The sequence below is a fragment of the Streptomyces odonnellii genome, assembly GCF_000981895.1.
In the GTDB taxonomy this organism is placed as follows: domain Bacteria; phylum Actinomycetota; class Actinomycetes; order Streptomycetales; family Streptomycetaceae; genus Streptomyces; species Streptomyces odonnellii.
The window spans coordinates 24126-41017 of sequence record NZ_LATD01000111.1 but is presented as its reverse complement, the minus strand read 5'-3'; the positions used below and the strand labels follow the sequence as shown (position 1 = coordinate 41017).

Here is a 16892-nt window from a genome sequence, read left to right as displayed (position 1 = left end):
TATGAACGAGGTGGTCGGGCGGGACGATCTGCTGCTCGTCACCCTCGACACCCTGCGCTTCGATGTCGCGCGGGAACTCGCGGCGGCGGGCCGGATCCCCCGTCTCGCCCGCCATCTCCCCGGCGGGCGCTGGGAGAAGCGGCACGCGCCCGGCAGCTTCACCTACGCCTCGCACCAGGCGATCTTCGCCGGGTTTCTGCCCACCCCCGCCGTGCCGGGCAGCCATCCCCGGCTGTTCGCGGCGCGCTTCGGGGGCAGCGAGACCACGGCCGACCGTACGTTTGTCTTCGACACTCCCGATCTGGTCTCGGGCCTCGCGGCGGCCGGCTATCACACGGTGTGCATCGGCGGGGTCGGCTTCTTCAACCGGCGTGGCGCACTCGGCTCCGTACTGCCCGGCCTGTTCCAGGAGAGCCACTGGGAGCCGGAGTTCGGAGTGACCTCCCCGGAATCCTTCGAAGCGCAGATCACCCGCGCGGAGGAAGTCGTCGCCGGTCTGGAGCCCGACCGGCGGCTGTTCCTCTTCGTCAATGTGTCGGCGCTGCATCAGCCCAACTGGTTCCATCTGCCGGGCGCGACAAGGGAGGCGGGCGACTCGCGGGCCTCGCACGCCGCCGCTCTCGAATATGTCGACCGGCACATCGGGCGGCTCTTCGCCGCCGCCGGCAGCAAGCGCCGCTGCTTCACGATCGTCTGTTCCGACCATGGCACGACCTACGGCGACGACGGCTGGACCGGACACCGGCTGGGCCACGAGGCCGTCTGGACCGTGCCGTACGCCCATTTCTTCCTGGAACACGGGGGCACCCCATGAGCAGCACCACAGGCGTCACCGCGCCACGCCCGTACGAGAGTTACGTCTACGCCTATCCGCACAAGACGGCGTACCGTCCGCTGCCCGACCGCCCGGCTCTGCGCGAGCTGTGGGCCGGTGAGCGCAAGGACGCGCTCTCCCTCTATCTGCACATACCGTTCTGCGAGGTCCGCTGCGGCTTCTGCAATCTCTTCACGCGGATCGGCGCCCCCGACGAGCTGACGACCCGTTATCTCAACGCGCTCGACCGGCAGGCGACCGCCGTACGTGACGCGCTCACCGGCCCCGGTCAGGGAGGCACCGATCCGGTACGGTTCGCCGCCGCGGCCTTCGGCGGGGGCACGCCCACCTTTCTCGACGCCGGGGAGCTGGACCGGCTGTGCGACATCGCCGAGAAGCGGATGGGCGCCGAGCTGCGGTCCGTCCCGCTCTCCGTGGAGACCTCCCCCGCGACGGCGACGGCCGACCGGCTGGCCGTACTCGCCGACCGCGGCACCACGCGGCTGAGCATCGGCGTCCAGAGCTTTGTCGACGCGGAGGCGCGAGCCGCCGTACGCCCGCAGCGCCGCGCCGAGGTCGAAGCAGCGCTGGGCCGTATCCGCGATACCCGGATCCCGGTCCTCAACATCGATCTGATCTACGGCATCGACGGGCAGACCGAGCCGACCTGGCGCCGGTCCCTGGACGCGGCGCTCGCCTGGCGGCCCGAGGAGCTGTATCTCTACCCCCTGTACATACGGCCGCTCACCGGTCTCGACCGGCTCGGCGCGGGCGGCGACGCCGCCTGGGACGCGCAGCGGCTGCGGCTCTACCGGCAGGGCCGTGACCTGCTGCTCGCCGAGGGGTACGAGCAAGTGTCCATGCGGATGTTCCGCCGCCCGGACAGCCTCTCCGACACCCGGACCGACGACGCCCGAGACGACGACACCCAGGTCAACAGCTACCCGCGGACCGACGACTACGCGTGCCAGACCGACGGCATGATCGGTCTGGGCTGCGGCGCCCGTTCTTACACCTCGGGACTCCACTACTCCTTCGACTACGCGGTCGACATGCGCCAGATACGCACCATCATCGACACCTATACGGCGACGGAGGACTTCTCCCGGGCGGAGGTCGGCCGCCGGATCGACGGGGACGAGGCGCGCCGCCGCCATCTGCTCCAGTCGCTCCTCCAGGCCCAGGGCATGGATGTGGCCGGCTACCGCGAGCGGTTCGGCTCGGCGCCCGCCGAGGACTTCCCGGCCGAGCTGGACCGGTTCGCGGATCTCGGCTGGCTGGACCCCGCCGCGGGCCCCGGGCTGCTGCGGCTCTCGCCCGAAGGCCTCGCGTACTCGGACGCCCTGGGCCCGGCGCTCTTCTCCCCTTCCGTTCGTTCCGCGATGGCCGAGTACGAAGTGAAGTGAGCCGCCCCATGGACCCCGAGAAGCCCCCGCGTGTCATACAGCCGATGGCCCCCGAGCCGCCCGGGGCCGCCATGGATCTGACCATCCTCTACCGCGGTCCCCTCGCCTCCTGCGACTACGACTGTCCCTACTGCCCGTTCGCCAAGCGACGCGACAGCCGTGAGCAGCTCCGCGCCGACCGGGACGCGCTGGAGCGATTCGCCGCCTGGGTGTCGGAGCGGCGGGACGACCGGCTGTCCGTACTGTTCACCCCCTGGGGCGAGGGGCTGGTCCGCTCCTGGTACCGGCGTGCCCTCACCGAGCTGTCGCATCTGCCGCAGGTCCGCCGGGTGGCCATCCAGACGAACCTCAGCTTCCGCACCGACTGGCTGGCCGGTGCGGATCCGGAGAAGCTGGCGCTGTGGTGCACCTACCACCCGGGCCAGACGCCGTACGACCGCTTCCTTACCAAGTGCCATGAGCTGGCGGACCGTTCCGTGCGGTTCAGCGTGGGCGTCGTCGGCCTCCCCGAGCATCTGGAGCTCGCCCGCAGGCTGCGCGCCGAACTGCCCGCGCACATCTATCTCTGGATCAACGCGGCCGAGGGGCACGGCTATACGGACGAGGAGGCCGCCCGGTGGACGGATCTCGACCCCCTCTTCCCGTACAGCCGCCATCCTCATCCCTCGGCCGGGCTGCCCTGCCGCACCGGCGAGTCGGTGATCTCGGTGGACGGCGCGGGGACCGTACGGCGCTGCCACTTCGTCCGTACGGAGCTGGGCAACCTGTACGACGGTTCGTACCGCCAGGCGCTCGCGCCCCGGCCGTGCCCCCTGGCGGTGTGCGACTGCCATATCGGCTATGTGCACCTGGAGACACTGCCGCTGTACGACGTCTTCGCGGGCGGAGTGCTGGAGCGGATCCCTCATACCCCGGGCAGGTCTCAGTTCGGCGGGCCCCCGAGGGAGATCTGAGTGGTGTTCCGGTCGTCGTTCAGCTCGATGTTCTCGGCGCTGACCGAGAGATGCGTGTTGTCGGTGAACCGCAGCCTCAGCCGCATGTCGAACCGCCAGGTGTCGTCCCCGTTGGGATGGATGGTGATTGTCGCGGTCCCGTTGGAGAGTCCGTCCTTCGTGGTCTCCGTGAGCACATCGAGGGGGTAGGGCCCCGCCGTCGTCCCGTCCTTGAACACGCCGAACGGCACGGAGATCGAGGCCACCTCCACGCCGTCCGGTGTCTTGACCGAGATATTGATCCCGGTGTCGTGGTCGCGGTCCTCATTGGCCGTGACGAACGTGACCGCCCCCGCCGCGAGCCTCGCACTGCCGTTGTCCGCCATCGCAACCCCCTGAACCACAGCGCCGTTGTCGGGCTCTCCCCTGGCCGACGCCACACCGGAGGACCCCTTCGGCTCGGTTATCGCCAAGGGGGGAGCGGCCCATGCGACAGCGCCGCACGGTCCATTCTGATGAGTGAAAATCACTCCGAACCGGAACTCGAAGCCGAAACCGACGTCATCCCCCTGGCTCCGTCCTCACTGCCTCAGCGGCAGCAGATCCGGACGCTTGGCCTCCACATGATCGCCCGAGGACTCCCCGCGCAGACGCCGCCCGATCCAGGGCACCAGATACTCGCGCGCCCAGTTGATGTCGTCCCGCCGCACCTCGAACGCACCGCGCGGCGGCTGCGGCGGCCACGCCTGGTCCGGATCGGCGGGTATGTCGAGCCCGAGCACCTGCGCGGCACGCAGGGCGACCCGGGTGTGGCCCTCGGGCGACAGATGCAGCCGGTCGTCGTCCCACGCCCGCCTGTCCTGGACGGACTTGAGGGACCAGAGATCGAGCACTGGACAGTCATAGCGGTCGGCGATCGCCCGTACATGAGCGGTGTACGTGGCGATCTTGCCGCGCAGATGCCGGAGTACGGGAACGCCCCGGGTGTCGAAGCCGGTCGTCACCATGACCGTGCCGACGGCGCCGGTGAGATCGGCGACGGCCCGCTCGAAACGCTCGGCCACATCGTCCGGGTCGGTGCCCGGCCGGATGATGTCATTGCCGCCGGCGCAGAAGGTCACCAGGTCGGGGGCGAGTTCCTTCGCCCGGGGAAGCTGCTCGTCGACGATCTGGTCCAGGAGCCGGCCGCGTACGGCGAGATTCGCGTACCGGAAATCCCCGTGCACGGTGTCCGGGGCGTCCCCGGAGAACGCCGCCCCGTCCGCCAGCCGGTCAGCCAGCAGCACCGCCAGCCGGTCCGCCCAGCCGACATACCGTCCATCGGGTCCGGGATCGCCCACGCCCTCCGTGAAGCTGTCACCGACCGCCGTGTACGACGTGTACGACCCGAATACGCCTCTTCTTCTTGATCTCGAATCGTCTGCCACAGCAGCATATCTTTCCCCGCAGATGTGGCCTACGCGACCGTAGGGAGGGCTTGACGGCTGGTGAGATATGCCATCGGTCAATTTTCGGCCAAGCGGGAATAGGCGCAACGGCCTCTGCCCGGCGCAGAAGCGCCGGGCAGAGGTTCGAGTCACGCGGAGGTACAGGCTACGAGGTAAGAGGTACGGCTGTCCCGCCCCTTGGATACCGCCGTTGCTCAGATGTTGACACCCTGATCACGGAGGTACGCCAGCGGGTCGATGTCCGAGCCGTAGTCCGGTCCGGTACGGATCTCGAAGTGCAGGTGCGGACCGGTGACATTGCCGGTGGCGCCGGAGAGACCGATCTGCTGGCCCTCGCTGACCGTGTCGCCCTCGGAGACGGAGATGGAGGACAGATGGGCGTACTGCGAGTAGTGACCGTCGCTGTGCTCGATGACGACCTCGTTGCCGTACGAGCCGCCCCAGTCCGCCGTCACGACCGTGCCCGCGCCGACCGCCTTCACCTCGGTGCCCGAGGAGACGAGGAAGTCCACACCGGTGTGGTAGCCGCTGGCCCAGGAACTGCCGGAGGCGTGGTACGGAGTGCCGATCTCGACGTCGTCGACGGGCGTGGTGAAGCCCGAACCGCTGCTCTGGTCCGGCGAGTCCGAGGGTGCGGGAGCCGACCCGGAGTCGTCCGCGGGCGTGGTGGTGGACGGGTCCGGGGAACCGCTGTCGGAGGAGTCGGACGGCTTCGCCGGGGCTTCGGGCTTGGTGTGGTGCCCGCCCCTGGCCTTGATGGTCAGCTTCAGTCCGGGGTGGATCAGCGACGGGTCGGGTCCTACGGCCTCGCGGTTGTCCGCGTACAGCGTCCGCCAGCCGCCGTGGACATGCTGCTCACTGGCGATCTTGGACAGATAGTCGCCCGCGACCACGGTGTAGGTCCGCGTCCTGTGGTGCGACTTCTTGGCGGCGGCCTTCTTCTCGGTGGAATGCGCGGAGTGCTCCGCGGAGAGCTGGTGCTCGGGGACGGCCTGGGGCGCGGTGGCGGGCGCGGCCTTCACGGCGGCGTGGGCGCCGGTGGCGCCAATGAGCGGAAGTGCGATGGCGGCTCCGCCGGTTCCGGCGGCTATGAATCCGCGCGATACCGGGTTGGCCTTGGGACGGCGGTGCTTACCCTTCGCGGGCATGGCGAATTCCTCTCCGGCGCCTGCGAGGTGAGCTGTCGGGTTCGGACTGGAGATGCCCGGTCGCGTATGGTGCGCGACTTCACCCCGAGCCGTTCCGAAGTTTCCGGATCGGCGTACTACCTGGTTCCCCCGCTCCTGCCACGCGGTGCTGGTCGGATGTGAATTCCGAGCGGCGGCAGGATTCGGCGTTCCACCCGGAGTGAGGGTGAATTTAAGCGAGCGGGACGAGTGGAACAAGCATTTCTATTCCCCCGGCTGAACTTCTTCTGAACTTCCTCGCATTTATCCCGGCATTACCGGTCACCCTGTGTCGACCGCGGTCGCCAATTGCCGCTTCGGATCGGGAGATCCGCTACCGAGAGCCGCCACGGAACGTCACGAATATGATCCTGCTCACGGACGGGTTCCCATCTCATCCATGAACAGGACAGGCCATACAGAAACACCCAATACGGACAGATCAACATTTGACCGATATTCACGGGCACGCAATGTGGGATGCGATGTCCGAATAGTCCCGCAGGAATCCCGACACTCGAACTGATTGCCCTGGGAACAGATGTCGTAGGGTCAGAGGTCGACCTTGTCGGCGAGCCGCGCTGGCATCGGACATGGAGGAGCAGGCCGTGACGCAGCAGGTCCCGTCGACAGAGCCCGAGCTGGCCGGCGTGCGCAACTTCCGTGATGTCGGTGGACTGCCCACCACGGACGGCAGGCGGGTCAGGACCGGAAGACTCTTCCGCAGCGGCCATCTCGCCAACGCCACCGCGGCCGACGCGGCCTTTCTCGCCTCCCTCGGCCTCCACACGATCTTCGACTTCCGCAATGCCGCCGATCTGAAGCTCGACGGCGCGGATGTGGAGCTGCCCGGCGTACGGAACGTCAACATCCCGCTCACCGACCCGGCCGACGGCGCCGAGTTCTGGCGGATGGTCAGGGACGGCGACCTCGACCAGCTCCGCTCGCTCCTCGCCGACGGCAGGGCCGCGGCCCGGATGACCGGTTCGTACCGGTCGATCATCACGGACCGTACCGCCGAGCACAGCCGGGTCCTGCACGCCCTGGCCGAGGACAGCATGCCCGCGCTGATGCACTGCGCGGCGGGCAAGGACCGGGCCGGTCTGTCCATCGCGGTGGCCCTGCTCGCGGTCGGGGTGGAGCCCGAGGCGATCGAGGCGGACTACCTGAAGTCGAACGATCCGCACCGCCGCTATCCGGTCCGGCGCAGCGACAACGCCCCCGAAGGGATGTCGGGCGAGGTGATGGAGCTGCTCAGGCCGCTCTTCGACGCGCGCGCCGAGTATCTCGCCACGGCCTTCGAGACGATCGAGAAGACGTGGGGCGGCACCGAGGCGTATCTCACCGAGGGCCTGGGGCTCTCCGCCGGGACACGTGAACGGCTGCGCGCCCGCCTTCTCGACTAGACCGACCGGATCGGCTCGATCGACTCGGTCGACTCGGTCAGCTGGATCAGCTGGATCAGTCCAAGGCCTTGCCCGTACCTCGGCGGTGTCGTGGTTGGGACATGTCCCAACCACGACACCGTGAAGCAGTGACAGCCCCTCTGCCGCTACCAGATTCTGTCCAACACCGCGTGACCACGGAGTTGAACGAAGGGGCTGGACAGATGAGACGTATCCGCCTGACGGCGGCGGTATCGATGGCCTTGCTGATGACCGCGGGTGCCACGGCGCCGGTTTCGGCCCAGGCCACCGCCGTACCCGCCCGGGCCACCGCCCAGGACCCCGGTACCGCCGCCCCCGCCCCCGCACGCGCCGCAGCGACGGTACGGCTGATCACCGGTGACCGGGTGACGCTCGGCACGGGCCCGGACGGGAAGCACGCGGCCTCGGTCGTGCCAGGACCCGGCCGCGACGGAGTCCTCTTCCAGACCGCCGAGCAGAACGGCCGGCTGACCGTACTCCCCTCCGACGCCATGGACCTGGTCTCCGCCGGAACGCTCGACCGCGAACTCTTCGATGTGACGGCGCTCGTCGCGCAGGGGTACGACGAGGCCCACACCTCCACGTTGCCGCTGATCGTCTCGCAGCCCGCCGGGGCACGGGCCGCCGGGACTCTCCGTACCCTGTCCGGCTTCCAGGACGGTTCCGTACCCGCGCACACGCTGGAGAGCATCGGCGCCCGCTCGCTGCGGATACCCGCCGACGACCTCGGCGCGTTCTGGAAGACGCTCGCCCCCGCCGGGGACTCGATGAGCGCCGCCGGCCTTCGCGCGACACCCAAGGTCTGGCTGGACGGCAAGGTCGGCGCCGCCCTGGACCGCAGCACCGGACAGATCAACGCCCCCGCCGCCTGGGGCGCCGGCTACCGGGGCAAGGGGGTCAAGGTCGCCGTCCTCGACACCGGCGCCGACGCGACGCACCCCGATCTCGCGGGCCGGATCCTGGAGGCCAGGGACTTCTCCGCCAGCGGCGGGACCGAGGACGTCTTCGGCCATGGCACCCATGTCGCGTCCACCGTCGGCGGCACCGGCGCCGCCTCGGGCGGCAGCCGCCAGGGCGTCGCCCCGGAGGCCGGCCTGCTGATCGGCAAGGTCCTCGGGAACGACGGGTACGGCACCGAGTCCCAGGTCATCGAAGGCATGGAGTGGGCCGCGGCCGAGGGCGCCAGGGTCATCAACATGAGCCTGGGATCCGACACCCCGACCGATGGCACCGACCCCATGAGCCTCGCGGTGAACGGGCTCACCGAGAGCAGCGGCGCCCTGTTCGTGGTGGCCGCGGGCAACAGCGGGGAGCAGGGGCAGCGTACGGTCGGCTCGCCCGGCGCCGCCGACGCGGCCCTCACGGTGGGCGCCGTGGACCGCGACGACTCGCTCGCTCCGTTCTCCAGCCGCGGCCCCCGCCTCGGCGACGGCGCGGTCAAGCCCGATGTCACCGCACCCGGCGTCGGAATCGTGGCCGCGCGCGCCGCGGGGACGACCATGGGCGACCCGGTCGACGAGTACTACATCTCCGCGTCCGGCACCTCGATGGCCACGCCGCATGTGACCGGAGCCGCGGCCCTGCTCGCGCAGGAGCACCCGGACTGGCGCGCGGACCGGCTCAAGGACGCCCTGGTCAGCACGGCCCGTACGGTGGACGGGCAGCAGCCGCCCCAGCAGGGCGGCGGCCGGATCGACCTGGCCGCCGCGGCACTCGGCCCGCTGACCGCGACCGGCACCCTCGCGCTGGGCCCGTTCCGGGCGGGGAGCACACCCGCCGCCGCCGACGCCGCCGGCACCATCCGCTACACCAACACCTCCGCCTCGGCGCTCTCCCTCCGGCTGACGGCCCGGCTCGCCACCAGCGGCGGCCGCGTCCTCGCGCCCGGCGCGCTCCGGCTCGGAGCGGACACGGTGGAGGTCGCCCCCGGCGCCACCGTCGACGTACCGCTGAGCGCCGATCCGGCACGGGCCGAGCGCGGCGACTACTACGGCTATGTCACCGCCACCACCTCCGACGGCAAGGCCGCCGTCCACACCACGGTGAGCTTTGTCGTCGACGGCCCGGTCCACCGCCTCACCGTCAACACCATCGACCTCCAGGGCGATCGCATCGAGGCGCTCCCGACCATCTGGGGCCCGGACGGCTTTGTCGACTACACCAGCCTCTCGCCGGCCGTCGCCGAGGTGGAGGAGGGCACATACCAGCTCAGCCACTCCTCCATCACCGACGCGGACGACGGGCAGGAACTGCGCCAGGTCGTCGTGCCCGAGGTGAAGGTCACCGAGGACAGGTCCGTCACCCTGGACGAGCGCGCCACCACCCCGGTCGAGATCCGCACCCCCCGCCCCGCCGAACAGCGCGGCATCATCAGCTATCAGACGTACCGTCAGATCGACGGGCAGAGCCTGATCCAGGGCGTGATGTTCTTCGACATCGCCAAGCGCGTATACATCAGCCCCACCGCGCCCGTCACCGACGGCACCTTTGAATTCGCCTCGCGCTGGCAGCTCGTGGCCCCGCTGATCGAGGCCGAGGCGGTGGGCACTGAGAGCGCTCTCGACCCGTACTACACACCGTCCTCCCCGCTCTTCGGCGACAAGGGCGTACGGCTGACCGCGGTGGACGCGGGTACGGACACAGCCCCCGACCTCCGTACCTCCCGGGTGCGCGGCAAGCTCGCGGTCGTCCGTGGCTACGGCGGGAACGAACGGGACCTCGCGCGGGCGGCGGCCGATGCCGGCGCCAAGGGGATCCTGCTGGTCTTCCCGTCCCGCTACCCGTGGACCCGCTGGAACCCGGTGGGCGACCGCTACGCCGTGCCGGTGGTACGGGTGAGCGAGACCGGCGGCACCGCACTGCTGGCCCGGCTCAGGAAGCACACCACCACGGTCGCCATCTCCGGCACCGCCAAGAGCCCCTATCTCTACGATGTGATGCAGGTGTCCTCGGGCCGGGTCCCCCAGCGGGTCGTGCACACCGTCTCGGACCGCAACACCGCCCAGGTGCACACCACTTACGCCGACAACGGCGGTGTGCCGTGGGCGAGCGAGCAGCGGTTCGGCTGGCGCCCGTACCAGTCCACCGCCTGGAACCAGTACACCCGCCATGTGCCGACGGGCCATGAGCGCACCGAGTACATCAGTTCCGGCGACACTCTCTGGCAGCACTTCGTCAACCACACGACCACCTTCGACATCGATGCCCCGCTGATGGCCGGGCTGCAGGACGCGCCGCGTACGTACAGGGCCGGCGCCCGGAGCGAGGAGCGCTGGTTCGGCGCGGTGGTACGGCCGTCCGCCCCGGAGGGCTCCGGACTGGTCTCCACCCGCTCGGGCGACGTACTGGCGCTGCGTATCCCGGAGTTCACCGACTCCACGCCCGGCCACTGGTCGCGCACGGTCCTGGCCGACGGCGGCATCGGCACCTCCGGCACCGGAATCAGCCCCTCCACTACCGGCATCGGCGCCTCTGATCCGGGCGGCGACGCCGAGGAGGGCGACTCCAGTTCAGCGGTCCTGTACCGGGACGGCACAAAGGTCGGTGAGGCCGACGGCGCCTGGGGCGACATCGAAGTCGCCTCGGGGACGGCCGATTTCCGGCTCGACCTGACGACCTCGCGCGTCTCCGACGAGTGGGACTTCGGCACCCGTACCGCCACCTCGTGGACCTTCCGCTCCGGCACCACGGCCGAGCGCGAGCCGCTGCCGCTTCTCCAACTCGACTACGACGTACGGACCGACGCCCACAACGCGGTGGCCGGCGGGCGCAGCCATGACATCGGCCTGACCGTGCGCGGCCAGGACGGTACGCCGGTGCCGAGTGGTCTGACCGTACGGGTCGACACCTCGTACGACGACGGCAGGACCTGGGCGCGGGCGCGGGTCGGCAAGCAGGGGCGGAACGGCTTCACCGCCACCGTCGAGCGGCCGGCCCGGCAGCACGGCGACGCCCATGTGACCCTGCGGGTGTCCGTCACCGACCGCGCGGGCAATGGCGTACGGCAGACCGTCGAGCGCGCCTATCTGCTGCGCGGATAGCGGGAGTTGGCACAGGGCGGCGGGTGCGCGGGCGCGGTACGGCCCGCACACCCGCCGCGCCATGTCCCGTACCCCGCCGTCCGCCCCGCTCCTTACACCCGGGGCGCCGCCGCGACCAGGGCGTATAGTGCCCTGGCGCGCGTGAGACCGCCGGAGAGAGCGGGCGGTCCACGGGGAGGGAGCACCATGCTGGAGCCGGCGGGCCTCACACCGGCCGAGGAGACCGTCTACCGCATGCTCGTGACGGTGCCCGCGGCCCCGGCGCAGGAGATCGCCGCCCGCTGCGGTCTGCCGCCGGACGAGACCGAACGCGTCCTGGCCTCGCTCACCGCCAAAGGCCTCGCGAGCGGTACGGACCGGGCGCCGCACAGCTTCGCCGCCACTCCCCCGGACGTCGCCCTGCTGCCGCCGCTCCAGCGCAACTCCGACGCCCTGGACAAGGCACGTACGGCGGTGACCGATCTGCTGGAGACCTACCGCCGCACCCGGCGCCGCCGCGATCCCGACCAGCTCATCGAAGTGATCACCGGAGCGGAGGCGCTGCGCCAGCATCTGCGTCAGATCCAGGACAGCACCCGCCACGAGATGCTGTGGTTCTGCAAGGCGCAGTACGTGGCGATGCCGTCGGGCAGCAACCGCGCCGAGTTCGACGCCCTCGCGCGCGGAGTGCGCTACCGGGTGCTGTACGAGCGGGCGTTCTTCGACGATCCGGGCGCCGTCGGCAATGTGGTGGAGGGGGTGCGCGCCGGGGAGATCGCCCGCGCGGTGCCGCATCTCCCGCTGCGGCTGGCCGTCGCCGACCGCGCCATCGCGATCTGTCCGCTCGTACCGGGCGGCCCGTCCGGCGGTTCCGAGGAGCCGACGACGGCGCTGGTGCGCGGGAGCAGCCTGCTGGAGGCGCTGGTCGCGCTGTTCGAGCGGTACTGGGAGGACGCCGTGCCGCTGGACGTCAGCCCGTCGGGCACGGTCAGCGGGACGGACGGGGTCACGCACGGGGACGCGCTCTCAGCGACGGACAAGCAGTTGCTGTCGCTGCTGGTGGCGGGTGTGGCGGACAAGGCCATAGCGAGTCAGATGGGGCTCAGCCGACGGACCGTGCAGCGGCACATCCAGGGGATGATGACGCTCGCGGGTGCGACGACACGGATGCAGCTCGCGTGGCAGGCGGCGCGCCGGGGCTGGCTGTAACCGCTCTCAGGCCGGGACGCCGGAGCGCTCTCGGACTCTCCGGGCCGCCGGGGGCGCTGGGCCGCCGGGCCTCCGACCGCCCGGCCGGCGGGTCGCCCGGCCGTCACGCGTGCTGTCCGCTACTGCTGTGTGCCGACGTGGAAGAGCAGATAGAGGAAGCCCGCGAAGAGGTGGCCGGCGATCAGATAGGCGAAGAGCCGGATGACCAGCCCTCTCGGGAACGCGCTCTCCTGGTCGCCGGTACGCTCCGGCGCCCGGTCCTCCGGCCCGGCCGAAAGCTGTGCGGGGTTGTCCGGCTCAGACATGTCAGTCCCTTTCTTGAGCATCGGGAATCAGCGAGCATCAGGAATCAGCTCTTGCGGGTCAGCCGCGATGGGCCCCGGCGCCGAGACACAGCTCGGCCGCCGGGCTCTGCAACAGGGTGTGGACGAAGAGCAGTTCGGCCCCGTCCGGCCCGGCCGCCGCGATGCGGTGCGGGGTGAGCGAGTCGAAGTGCGCGCTGTCGCCGGGATCGAGCAGATACTCGGCGTCCCCGAGGTTCAGCCGCAGCCGACCTTCGAGGACATACAGCCACTCCTCCCCGGGGTGCACACGGACGAGGTCGCCCTGTACCCCGTACGGCACCCGGACCCGCAGCGGCTGCATCGCCCGGCCCGAGCCGCCCGCCTGGTGGTACGTCCAGCCGCCGGCCTCGACGGGTTCGGTACGGCCCGCCCGGACGATCGGGTCGCGCTCGGGCGGCACCTCCCCGAGCAGGTCGGAGACGGTCGTACCGTAGATACGGGCCAGCGCGAGCAGCATGGGCAGCGAGGGCTGCCGCTGGCCCGTCTCCAGCCGGGAGAGATGGGCGGGCGAGAGCCCCGCCCGCCGGGCGGCGGCCTCCAGCGTCAGCCGGCGGTCGCGCCGCAGCTCACGCAGCCGGGGCGCGACATCGGGGAGCGCGTCGGTCGCGTCGGCGTCGGGAAGCCGGAGAGGCGGCGGGGCGGCCGCCCCTCCGGCAGAAGATGTGCTCACACATCCATTGGGCCAGGATCTTTCCTCTCAGGCAAATTTCTTGCCCGGGAGGCAAAAACCCGCCGCCTGCCTGCCCGCCCGCCCGTCCTGAACAGCCCGCACACCGGACAGCAGAAGACCGGCCCGCAGTCAGCCCCGGCCCGGCCCCTACCGGTGCGCGACCGCCTGCTTCACCAGTGTCCTGCCGAAGTCCCACATCAGCCCGCCCCCGCCATGCGCGTCGTCCATGACCGCCGTGAACGCCGCCACGAACCGCTCGACCTCCCGCTCGCCGATCGTCAGCGGCGGAATCAGCTTGATCACCTCAAGATGGTCACCGGAGACCTGGGTCAGGATCCGGTGCTTCTGGAGCAGCGGTACGACCACCATCTGCGCGAACAGCCCCTTGCGGGCCGCCTGAAGCATCGTCCACCGGCCGCGCAGCTTGATCGAGCTGGGCCGCCCGAACTCGATGCCGATCATCAGGCCCCGGCCCCGTACCTCGTACAGCAGCTCATAGCGGTCGACCAGCGCGGCCAGCCTGGTCCTCAGCAGATCGCCGGTCGCCCGCGCGTTGGCGACGATCCCCTCGTCCTCCATCACCGCCAGCACCGCCAGCCCCGCCGCCATGGCCTGGGCATTGGAGCCGAAGCTCGCCGAGTGGACCAGGACCCGGTCCATCGAGGAGTAGACCTTCTTGAAGATCCAGTCCTTGCCGAGGGTGGCACCGACGGGTACATAGCCGCCTGAGAGCGCTTTCGCCACACAGACGAGATCCGGCTCGACGCCCTCCTCGTGCTGGTACGCGTAGAAGTCACCGGTCCTGCCGAGACCGGTCTGCACCTCGTCGGCGATCAGCAGCGCCTTGTGCGCGCGCAGCAACTCCTGTGCGGCGCGCAGGAATCCGGGCGGTGCCGCGTGCACCCCCTTGCCCTGGATCGGCTCAACGACGAAGCCGGCCACATCGCCGCGCTTCAACTCCCGCTCCAGCGCGTCGAGATCGCCCAGCGGAATCGCGGTGTCCGGCAGCAGCGGCGCGAAGCCGTCCCGGAAGCCGTCCTCGCCGTTGACCGACAGCGAGCCGGTGGTCAGCCCGTGGAACGCGTGCGCGCAGTAGAGAATCCTGGGCTTCCCGGTCGCGTACCGGGCGAACTTGAGAGCGGTCTCAACCGCTTCCGTACCGCTGTTGCCGAAGAACACCCGGTCCAGATGCGGGCTGTGGGCCAGCAGCTTCTCGGCGAGCAGTCCGGGCAGCGGCTGGCAGTCGAAGCGGGTGAGATCGGCGAGCGAGGCGTCGAGGACATCGTGGAGCGCCTTGCGTACGACGGGATGGTGCCGGCCGAGGCCCATCACCCCGAAGCCCGCGAGCATGTCCAGATAGTCGTTGCCGTCCGTGTCCCAGAAGTAGGCGCCCTCGGCCCGCTCGTAGACCCGGTCGAAGCCGATGGTGTGCAGCATGCGCGGGAGTTGGTGGTTGAGGTGCCTGGTGTGCAGTTCGTAGCGCTCGGCGCCACGTTCCGCGAGCAGCCGCGTCAGGTCAAAGCCCTTGCGCTCGGTCATTCCGTGCTCTCCTTGCGCGCTCGGACAGGTCCCTTGCCCTGTCGCGGCAGTACGAGGCCCAGTGCGGCGCTGATCCGCCCCGCGATCTCCACCGGGGTGAGGCCGATGTCGGCGAGGACCTCGCTCCGTTTGGCATGGGCCAGGAATTGTTCGGGGATTCCGTAGGTCCGCAGGGGTACGTCCACTCCCGCGTCCCGCAGCGACTGGCCGATGGCCGAACCCACCCCGCCGCTGCGGCTGTTGTCCTCGACGACCGCGACCAGCCGGTGCCGTTCGGCCAGCGGCGCGAGCTGTTCGTCGACGGGTTTGACCCAGCGCGGATCGACCACGGTGCAGCCGATTCCGCGTGCGGCGAGCAGCTCCGCCGCCTGGAGACAGACCGGCGCGAGCGCTCCCACCGACACCAGCAGCACATCGGCGTGCTCCGGGCGGTGCAGTACGTCCATGCCGCCGACGCGGCCGACGGCCGGAACCGCCGCGCCCACTGACTCCTTGGGGAAGCGCACCACGGTCGGCGCGTCGTCCACGGCGACCGCCTCACGGAGCTGGGCTCGCAACTGCTCGGCATCGCGTGGCGCCGCGATCCGCAGTGCCGGCACGCACTGGAGGAGGGACATGTCCCACATCCCGTTGTGGGACGGCCCGTCGGACCCGGTGACCCCGGCCCTGTCCAGTACGAAGGTGACTCCGCACCGGTGCAGCGCGACATCCATCAGCAGCTGGTCGAAGGCACGGTTGAGGAAGGTCGCGTACACGGCGACGACGGGATGCAGCCCGCTGGTGGCGAGCCCGGCCGCGGAGACCACCGCGTGCTGCTCGGCGATGCCCACGTCCCAGACCCGGTCGGGGAAGCGCTCGGCGAACTTCGTCAGCCCGACCGGGCCCAGCATGGCCGCGGTGATGGCGACGACATCCGGCCGTTCCTCCCCGATCGCGAGGATCTCGTCGCTGAACACAGAGGTCCAGGAAGGGCCGTTGGAGGGCGCGAGGGGCTCGCAGGTCTGCGGATCCATCACCCCGACCGTGTGGAAGCGATCGGCGTCGTCCTCCAGCGCCGGCCGGTAGCCACGGCCCTTCTCCGTCAGACAGTGCACCAGTACGGGCCCGTGGAAGCGCTTCGCCCGGCTGAGTGCCGACTCGACGGCCGCGATGTCGTGCCCGTCGATGGGGCCGACGTATTTCAGCCCGAGATCCTCGAACATGCCCTGCGGGGCGAAGGCGTCCTTGAACCCCTTCTTCGCGCCGTGCAGCGATCCGTACAACGGCCTGCCCACGACGGGGGTGTTGTGCAGCACGTCCTTGCCCCAGGCCAGGAACTTCTCGTAGCCGTCCGTGGTACGGAGCGTGGCGAGATGGTTGGCGAGGCCGCCGATCGTCGGGGCGTAGGACCGTTCATTGTCATTGACGACGATGATCAGTGGCCGGTTCTTGGCGGCGGCGATGTTGTTGAGCGCCTCCCAGGCCATTCCGCCGGTGAGGGCACCGTCACCGATGACCCCGACGACATGTTCGTCGCGGTCGAGTACGTCACGGGCCTTGGCCAGCCCGTCGGCCCAGCCGAGCACGGTGGAGGCATGCGAATTCTCGATGATGTCGTGCTCGGACTCCTCACGGGAGGGATAGCCGGAAAGGCCACCCTTTCCACGCAGCTTGGAGAAATCCTTTCTGCCGGTGAGGAGTTTATGGACATAGCTCTGGTGTCCGGTGTCCCACAGAATGTGGTCGGCGGGTGAGTCGAAGGCCCGGTGCAGGGCGATGGTCAGCTCCACCACGCCGAGATTGGGCCCGAGATGGCCACCGGTTCTGGCCACCGCCTCGATCAGGAAGTCTCTGATCTCCTGGGCGAGTTCGTCGAGTTCGCCGCTCGTCAGCGCCTTGAGATCGCGCGGCCCCCGGATGTTCTCCAAGACTGACACGC

General features: G+C 70.1%; 13 protein-coding genes and 1 riboswitch. Of the genes, 6 read left to right on the top strand and 7 right to left on the bottom strand.

The features are described from left to right. The first annotated feature begins 1 nt into the window (after nucleotide 1). From WH07_RS12450 to WH07_RS12440, 3 genes are all read left to right on the top strand, one after another. Nucleotides 2–814, top strand: a complete 813-nt coding sequence (locus tag WH07_RS12450) for an STM4013/SEN3800 family hydrolase (protein WP_079023168.1) — start codon at nucleotides 2–4, stop codon at nucleotides 812–814. Beyond that, nucleotides 811–2220 (top strand): STM4012 family radical SAM protein, encoded by a 1410-nt coding sequence (locus tag WH07_RS12445; RefSeq protein ID WP_046499482.1) that lies wholly within the window; start codon nucleotides 811–813, stop codon nucleotides 2218–2220. Before WH07_RS12450 ends, WH07_RS12445 begins: the two co-directional genes overlap by 4 nt. Nucleotides 2221–2291: 71 nt before the next feature. Further along, a complete protein-coding gene (locus WH07_RS12440) occupies nucleotides 2292–3173 on the top strand; it encodes an STM4011 family radical SAM protein (RefSeq protein ID WP_046499521.1) in 882 nt (293 codons plus the stop codon). Here the strand turns inward: WH07_RS12440 and WH07_RS12435 are convergent. The 3 genes from WH07_RS12435 to WH07_RS12425 all read right to left on the bottom strand — a co-directional run bounded on the left by WH07_RS12435 (nucleotide 3143) and on the right by WH07_RS12425 (nucleotide 5748). Beyond that, the gene (locus WH07_RS12435) at nucleotides 3143–3538 is read right to left on the bottom strand and encodes a hypothetical protein (RefSeq protein WP_046499479.1); all 396 of its coding nucleotides are present in this window, start codon (nucleotides 3536–3538) and stop codon (nucleotides 3143–3145) included. The two genes, WH07_RS12440 and WH07_RS12435, sit on opposite strands and share 31 nt — an antisense overlap. Before the next feature lie 195 nt (nucleotides 3539–3733). Continuing rightward, nucleotides 3734–4579, bottom strand: a complete 846-nt coding sequence (locus tag WH07_RS12430) for an SGNH/GDSL hydrolase family protein (protein ID WP_046499476.1) — start codon at nucleotides 4577–4579, stop codon at nucleotides 3734–3736. Nucleotides 4580–4794: 215 nt separating this feature from the next. Further along, on the bottom strand, nucleotides 4795–5748 hold the full coding sequence (locus WH07_RS12425; protein WP_046499473.1) for a LysM peptidoglycan-binding domain-containing M23 family metallopeptidase: 954 nt from the start codon (nucleotides 5746–5748) through the stop codon (nucleotides 4795–4797). Nucleotides 5749–5750: 2 nt separating this feature from the next. Next, nucleotides 5751–5913: riboswitch (cyclic di-AMP (ydaO/yuaA leader) on the bottom strand. Between the two features lie 461 nt (nucleotides 5914–6374). On the opposite strand from WH07_RS12425, the gene WH07_RS12420 reads away from it, so the two are divergent. From WH07_RS12420 to WH07_RS12410, 3 genes are all read left to right on the top strand, one after another. Then, nucleotides 6375–7172 carry a tyrosine-protein phosphatase gene (locus WH07_RS12420; RefSeq protein WP_046499470.1) on the top strand — a complete coding sequence of 266 codons (798 nt, stop codon included), beginning with the start codon at nucleotides 6375–6377 and terminating at the stop codon, nucleotides 7170–7172. Nucleotides 7173–7375: 203 nt separating this feature from the next. Further along, on the top strand, nucleotides 7376–11233 hold the full coding sequence (locus tag WH07_RS12415) for a S8 family serine peptidase (RefSeq protein WP_046499467.1): 3858 nt from the start codon (nucleotides 7376–7378) through the stop codon (nucleotides 11231–11233). A gap of 186 nt (nucleotides 11234–11419) precedes the next feature. Beyond that, nucleotides 11420–12421 carry a helix-turn-helix transcriptional regulator gene (locus WH07_RS12410; protein WP_046499463.1) on the top strand — a complete coding sequence of 334 codons (1002 nt, stop codon included), beginning with the start codon at nucleotides 11420–11422 and terminating at the stop codon, nucleotides 12419–12421. Between the two features lie 119 nt (nucleotides 12422–12540). Here WH07_RS12410 and WH07_RS12405 read toward each other — a convergent pair whose 3' ends face one another. The 4 genes from WH07_RS12405 to dxs all read right to left on the bottom strand — a co-directional run bounded on the left by WH07_RS12405 (nucleotide 12541) and on the right by dxs (nucleotide 16890). After that, the gene (locus WH07_RS12405; protein ID WP_046499458.1) at nucleotides 12541–12726 is read right to left on the bottom strand and encodes a DUF6126 family protein; all 186 of its coding nucleotides are present in this window, start codon (nucleotides 12724–12726) and stop codon (nucleotides 12541–12543) included. 58 nt (nucleotides 12727–12784) lie between these two features. Then, the gene (locus WH07_RS12400; protein WP_046499519.1) at nucleotides 12785–13339 is read right to left on the bottom strand and encodes a helix-turn-helix domain-containing protein; all 555 of its coding nucleotides are present in this window, start codon (nucleotides 13337–13339) and stop codon (nucleotides 12785–12787) included. Between the two features lie 243 nt (nucleotides 13340–13582). Then, nucleotides 13583–14974 carry an aspartate aminotransferase family protein gene (locus WH07_RS12395; protein WP_046499449.1) on the bottom strand — a complete coding sequence of 464 codons (1392 nt, stop codon included), beginning with the start codon at nucleotides 14972–14974 and terminating at the stop codon, nucleotides 13583–13585. Next, nucleotides 14971–16890 carry a 1-deoxy-D-xylulose-5-phosphate synthase gene (gene dxs, locus WH07_RS12390; RefSeq protein WP_046499446.1) on the bottom strand — a complete coding sequence of 640 codons (1920 nt, stop codon included), beginning with the start codon at nucleotides 16888–16890 and terminating at the stop codon, nucleotides 14971–14973. Before dxs ends, WH07_RS12395 begins: the two co-directional genes overlap by 4 nt. Nucleotides 16891–16892: the final 2 nt, after the last annotated feature.

Excerpts from the sequence above, each read along its gene's own strand:
- WH07_RS12425 (WP_046499473.1), bottom strand. The coding sequence starts at position 5,748 with ATGCCCGCGAAGGGTAAGCACCGCCGTCCCAAGGCCAACCCGGTATCG.
- WH07_RS12435 (WP_046499479.1), bottom strand. The coding sequence starts at position 3,538 with ATGGCGGACAACGGCAGTGCGAGGCTCGCGGCGGGGGCGGTCACGTTC.
- WH07_RS12405 (WP_046499458.1), bottom strand. The coding sequence starts at position 12,726 with ATGTCTGAGCCGGACAACCCCGCACAGCTTTCGGCCGGGCCGGAGGAC.
- WH07_RS12410 (WP_046499463.1), top strand. The coding sequence starts at position 11,420 with ATGCTGGAGCCGGCGGGCCTCACACCGGCCGAGGAGACCGTCTACCGC.
- WH07_RS12445 (WP_046499482.1), top strand. The coding sequence starts at position 811 with ATGAGCAGCACCACAGGCGTCACCGCGCCACGCCCGTACGAGAGTTAC.
- WH07_RS12450 (WP_079023168.1), top strand. The coding sequence starts at position 2 with ATGAACGAGGTGGTCGGGCGGGACGATCTGCTGCTCGTCACCCTCGAC.
- WH07_RS12395 (WP_046499449.1), bottom strand. The coding sequence starts at position 14,974 with ATGACCGAGCGCAAGGGCTTTGACCTGACGCGGCTGCTCGCGGAACGT.
- WH07_RS12440 (WP_046499521.1), top strand. The coding sequence starts at position 2,292 with ATGGATCTGACCATCCTCTACCGCGGTCCCCTCGCCTCCTGCGACTAC.
- WH07_RS12415 (WP_046499467.1), top strand. The coding sequence starts at position 7,376 with ATGAGACGTATCCGCCTGACGGCGGCGGTATCGATGGCCTTGCTGATG.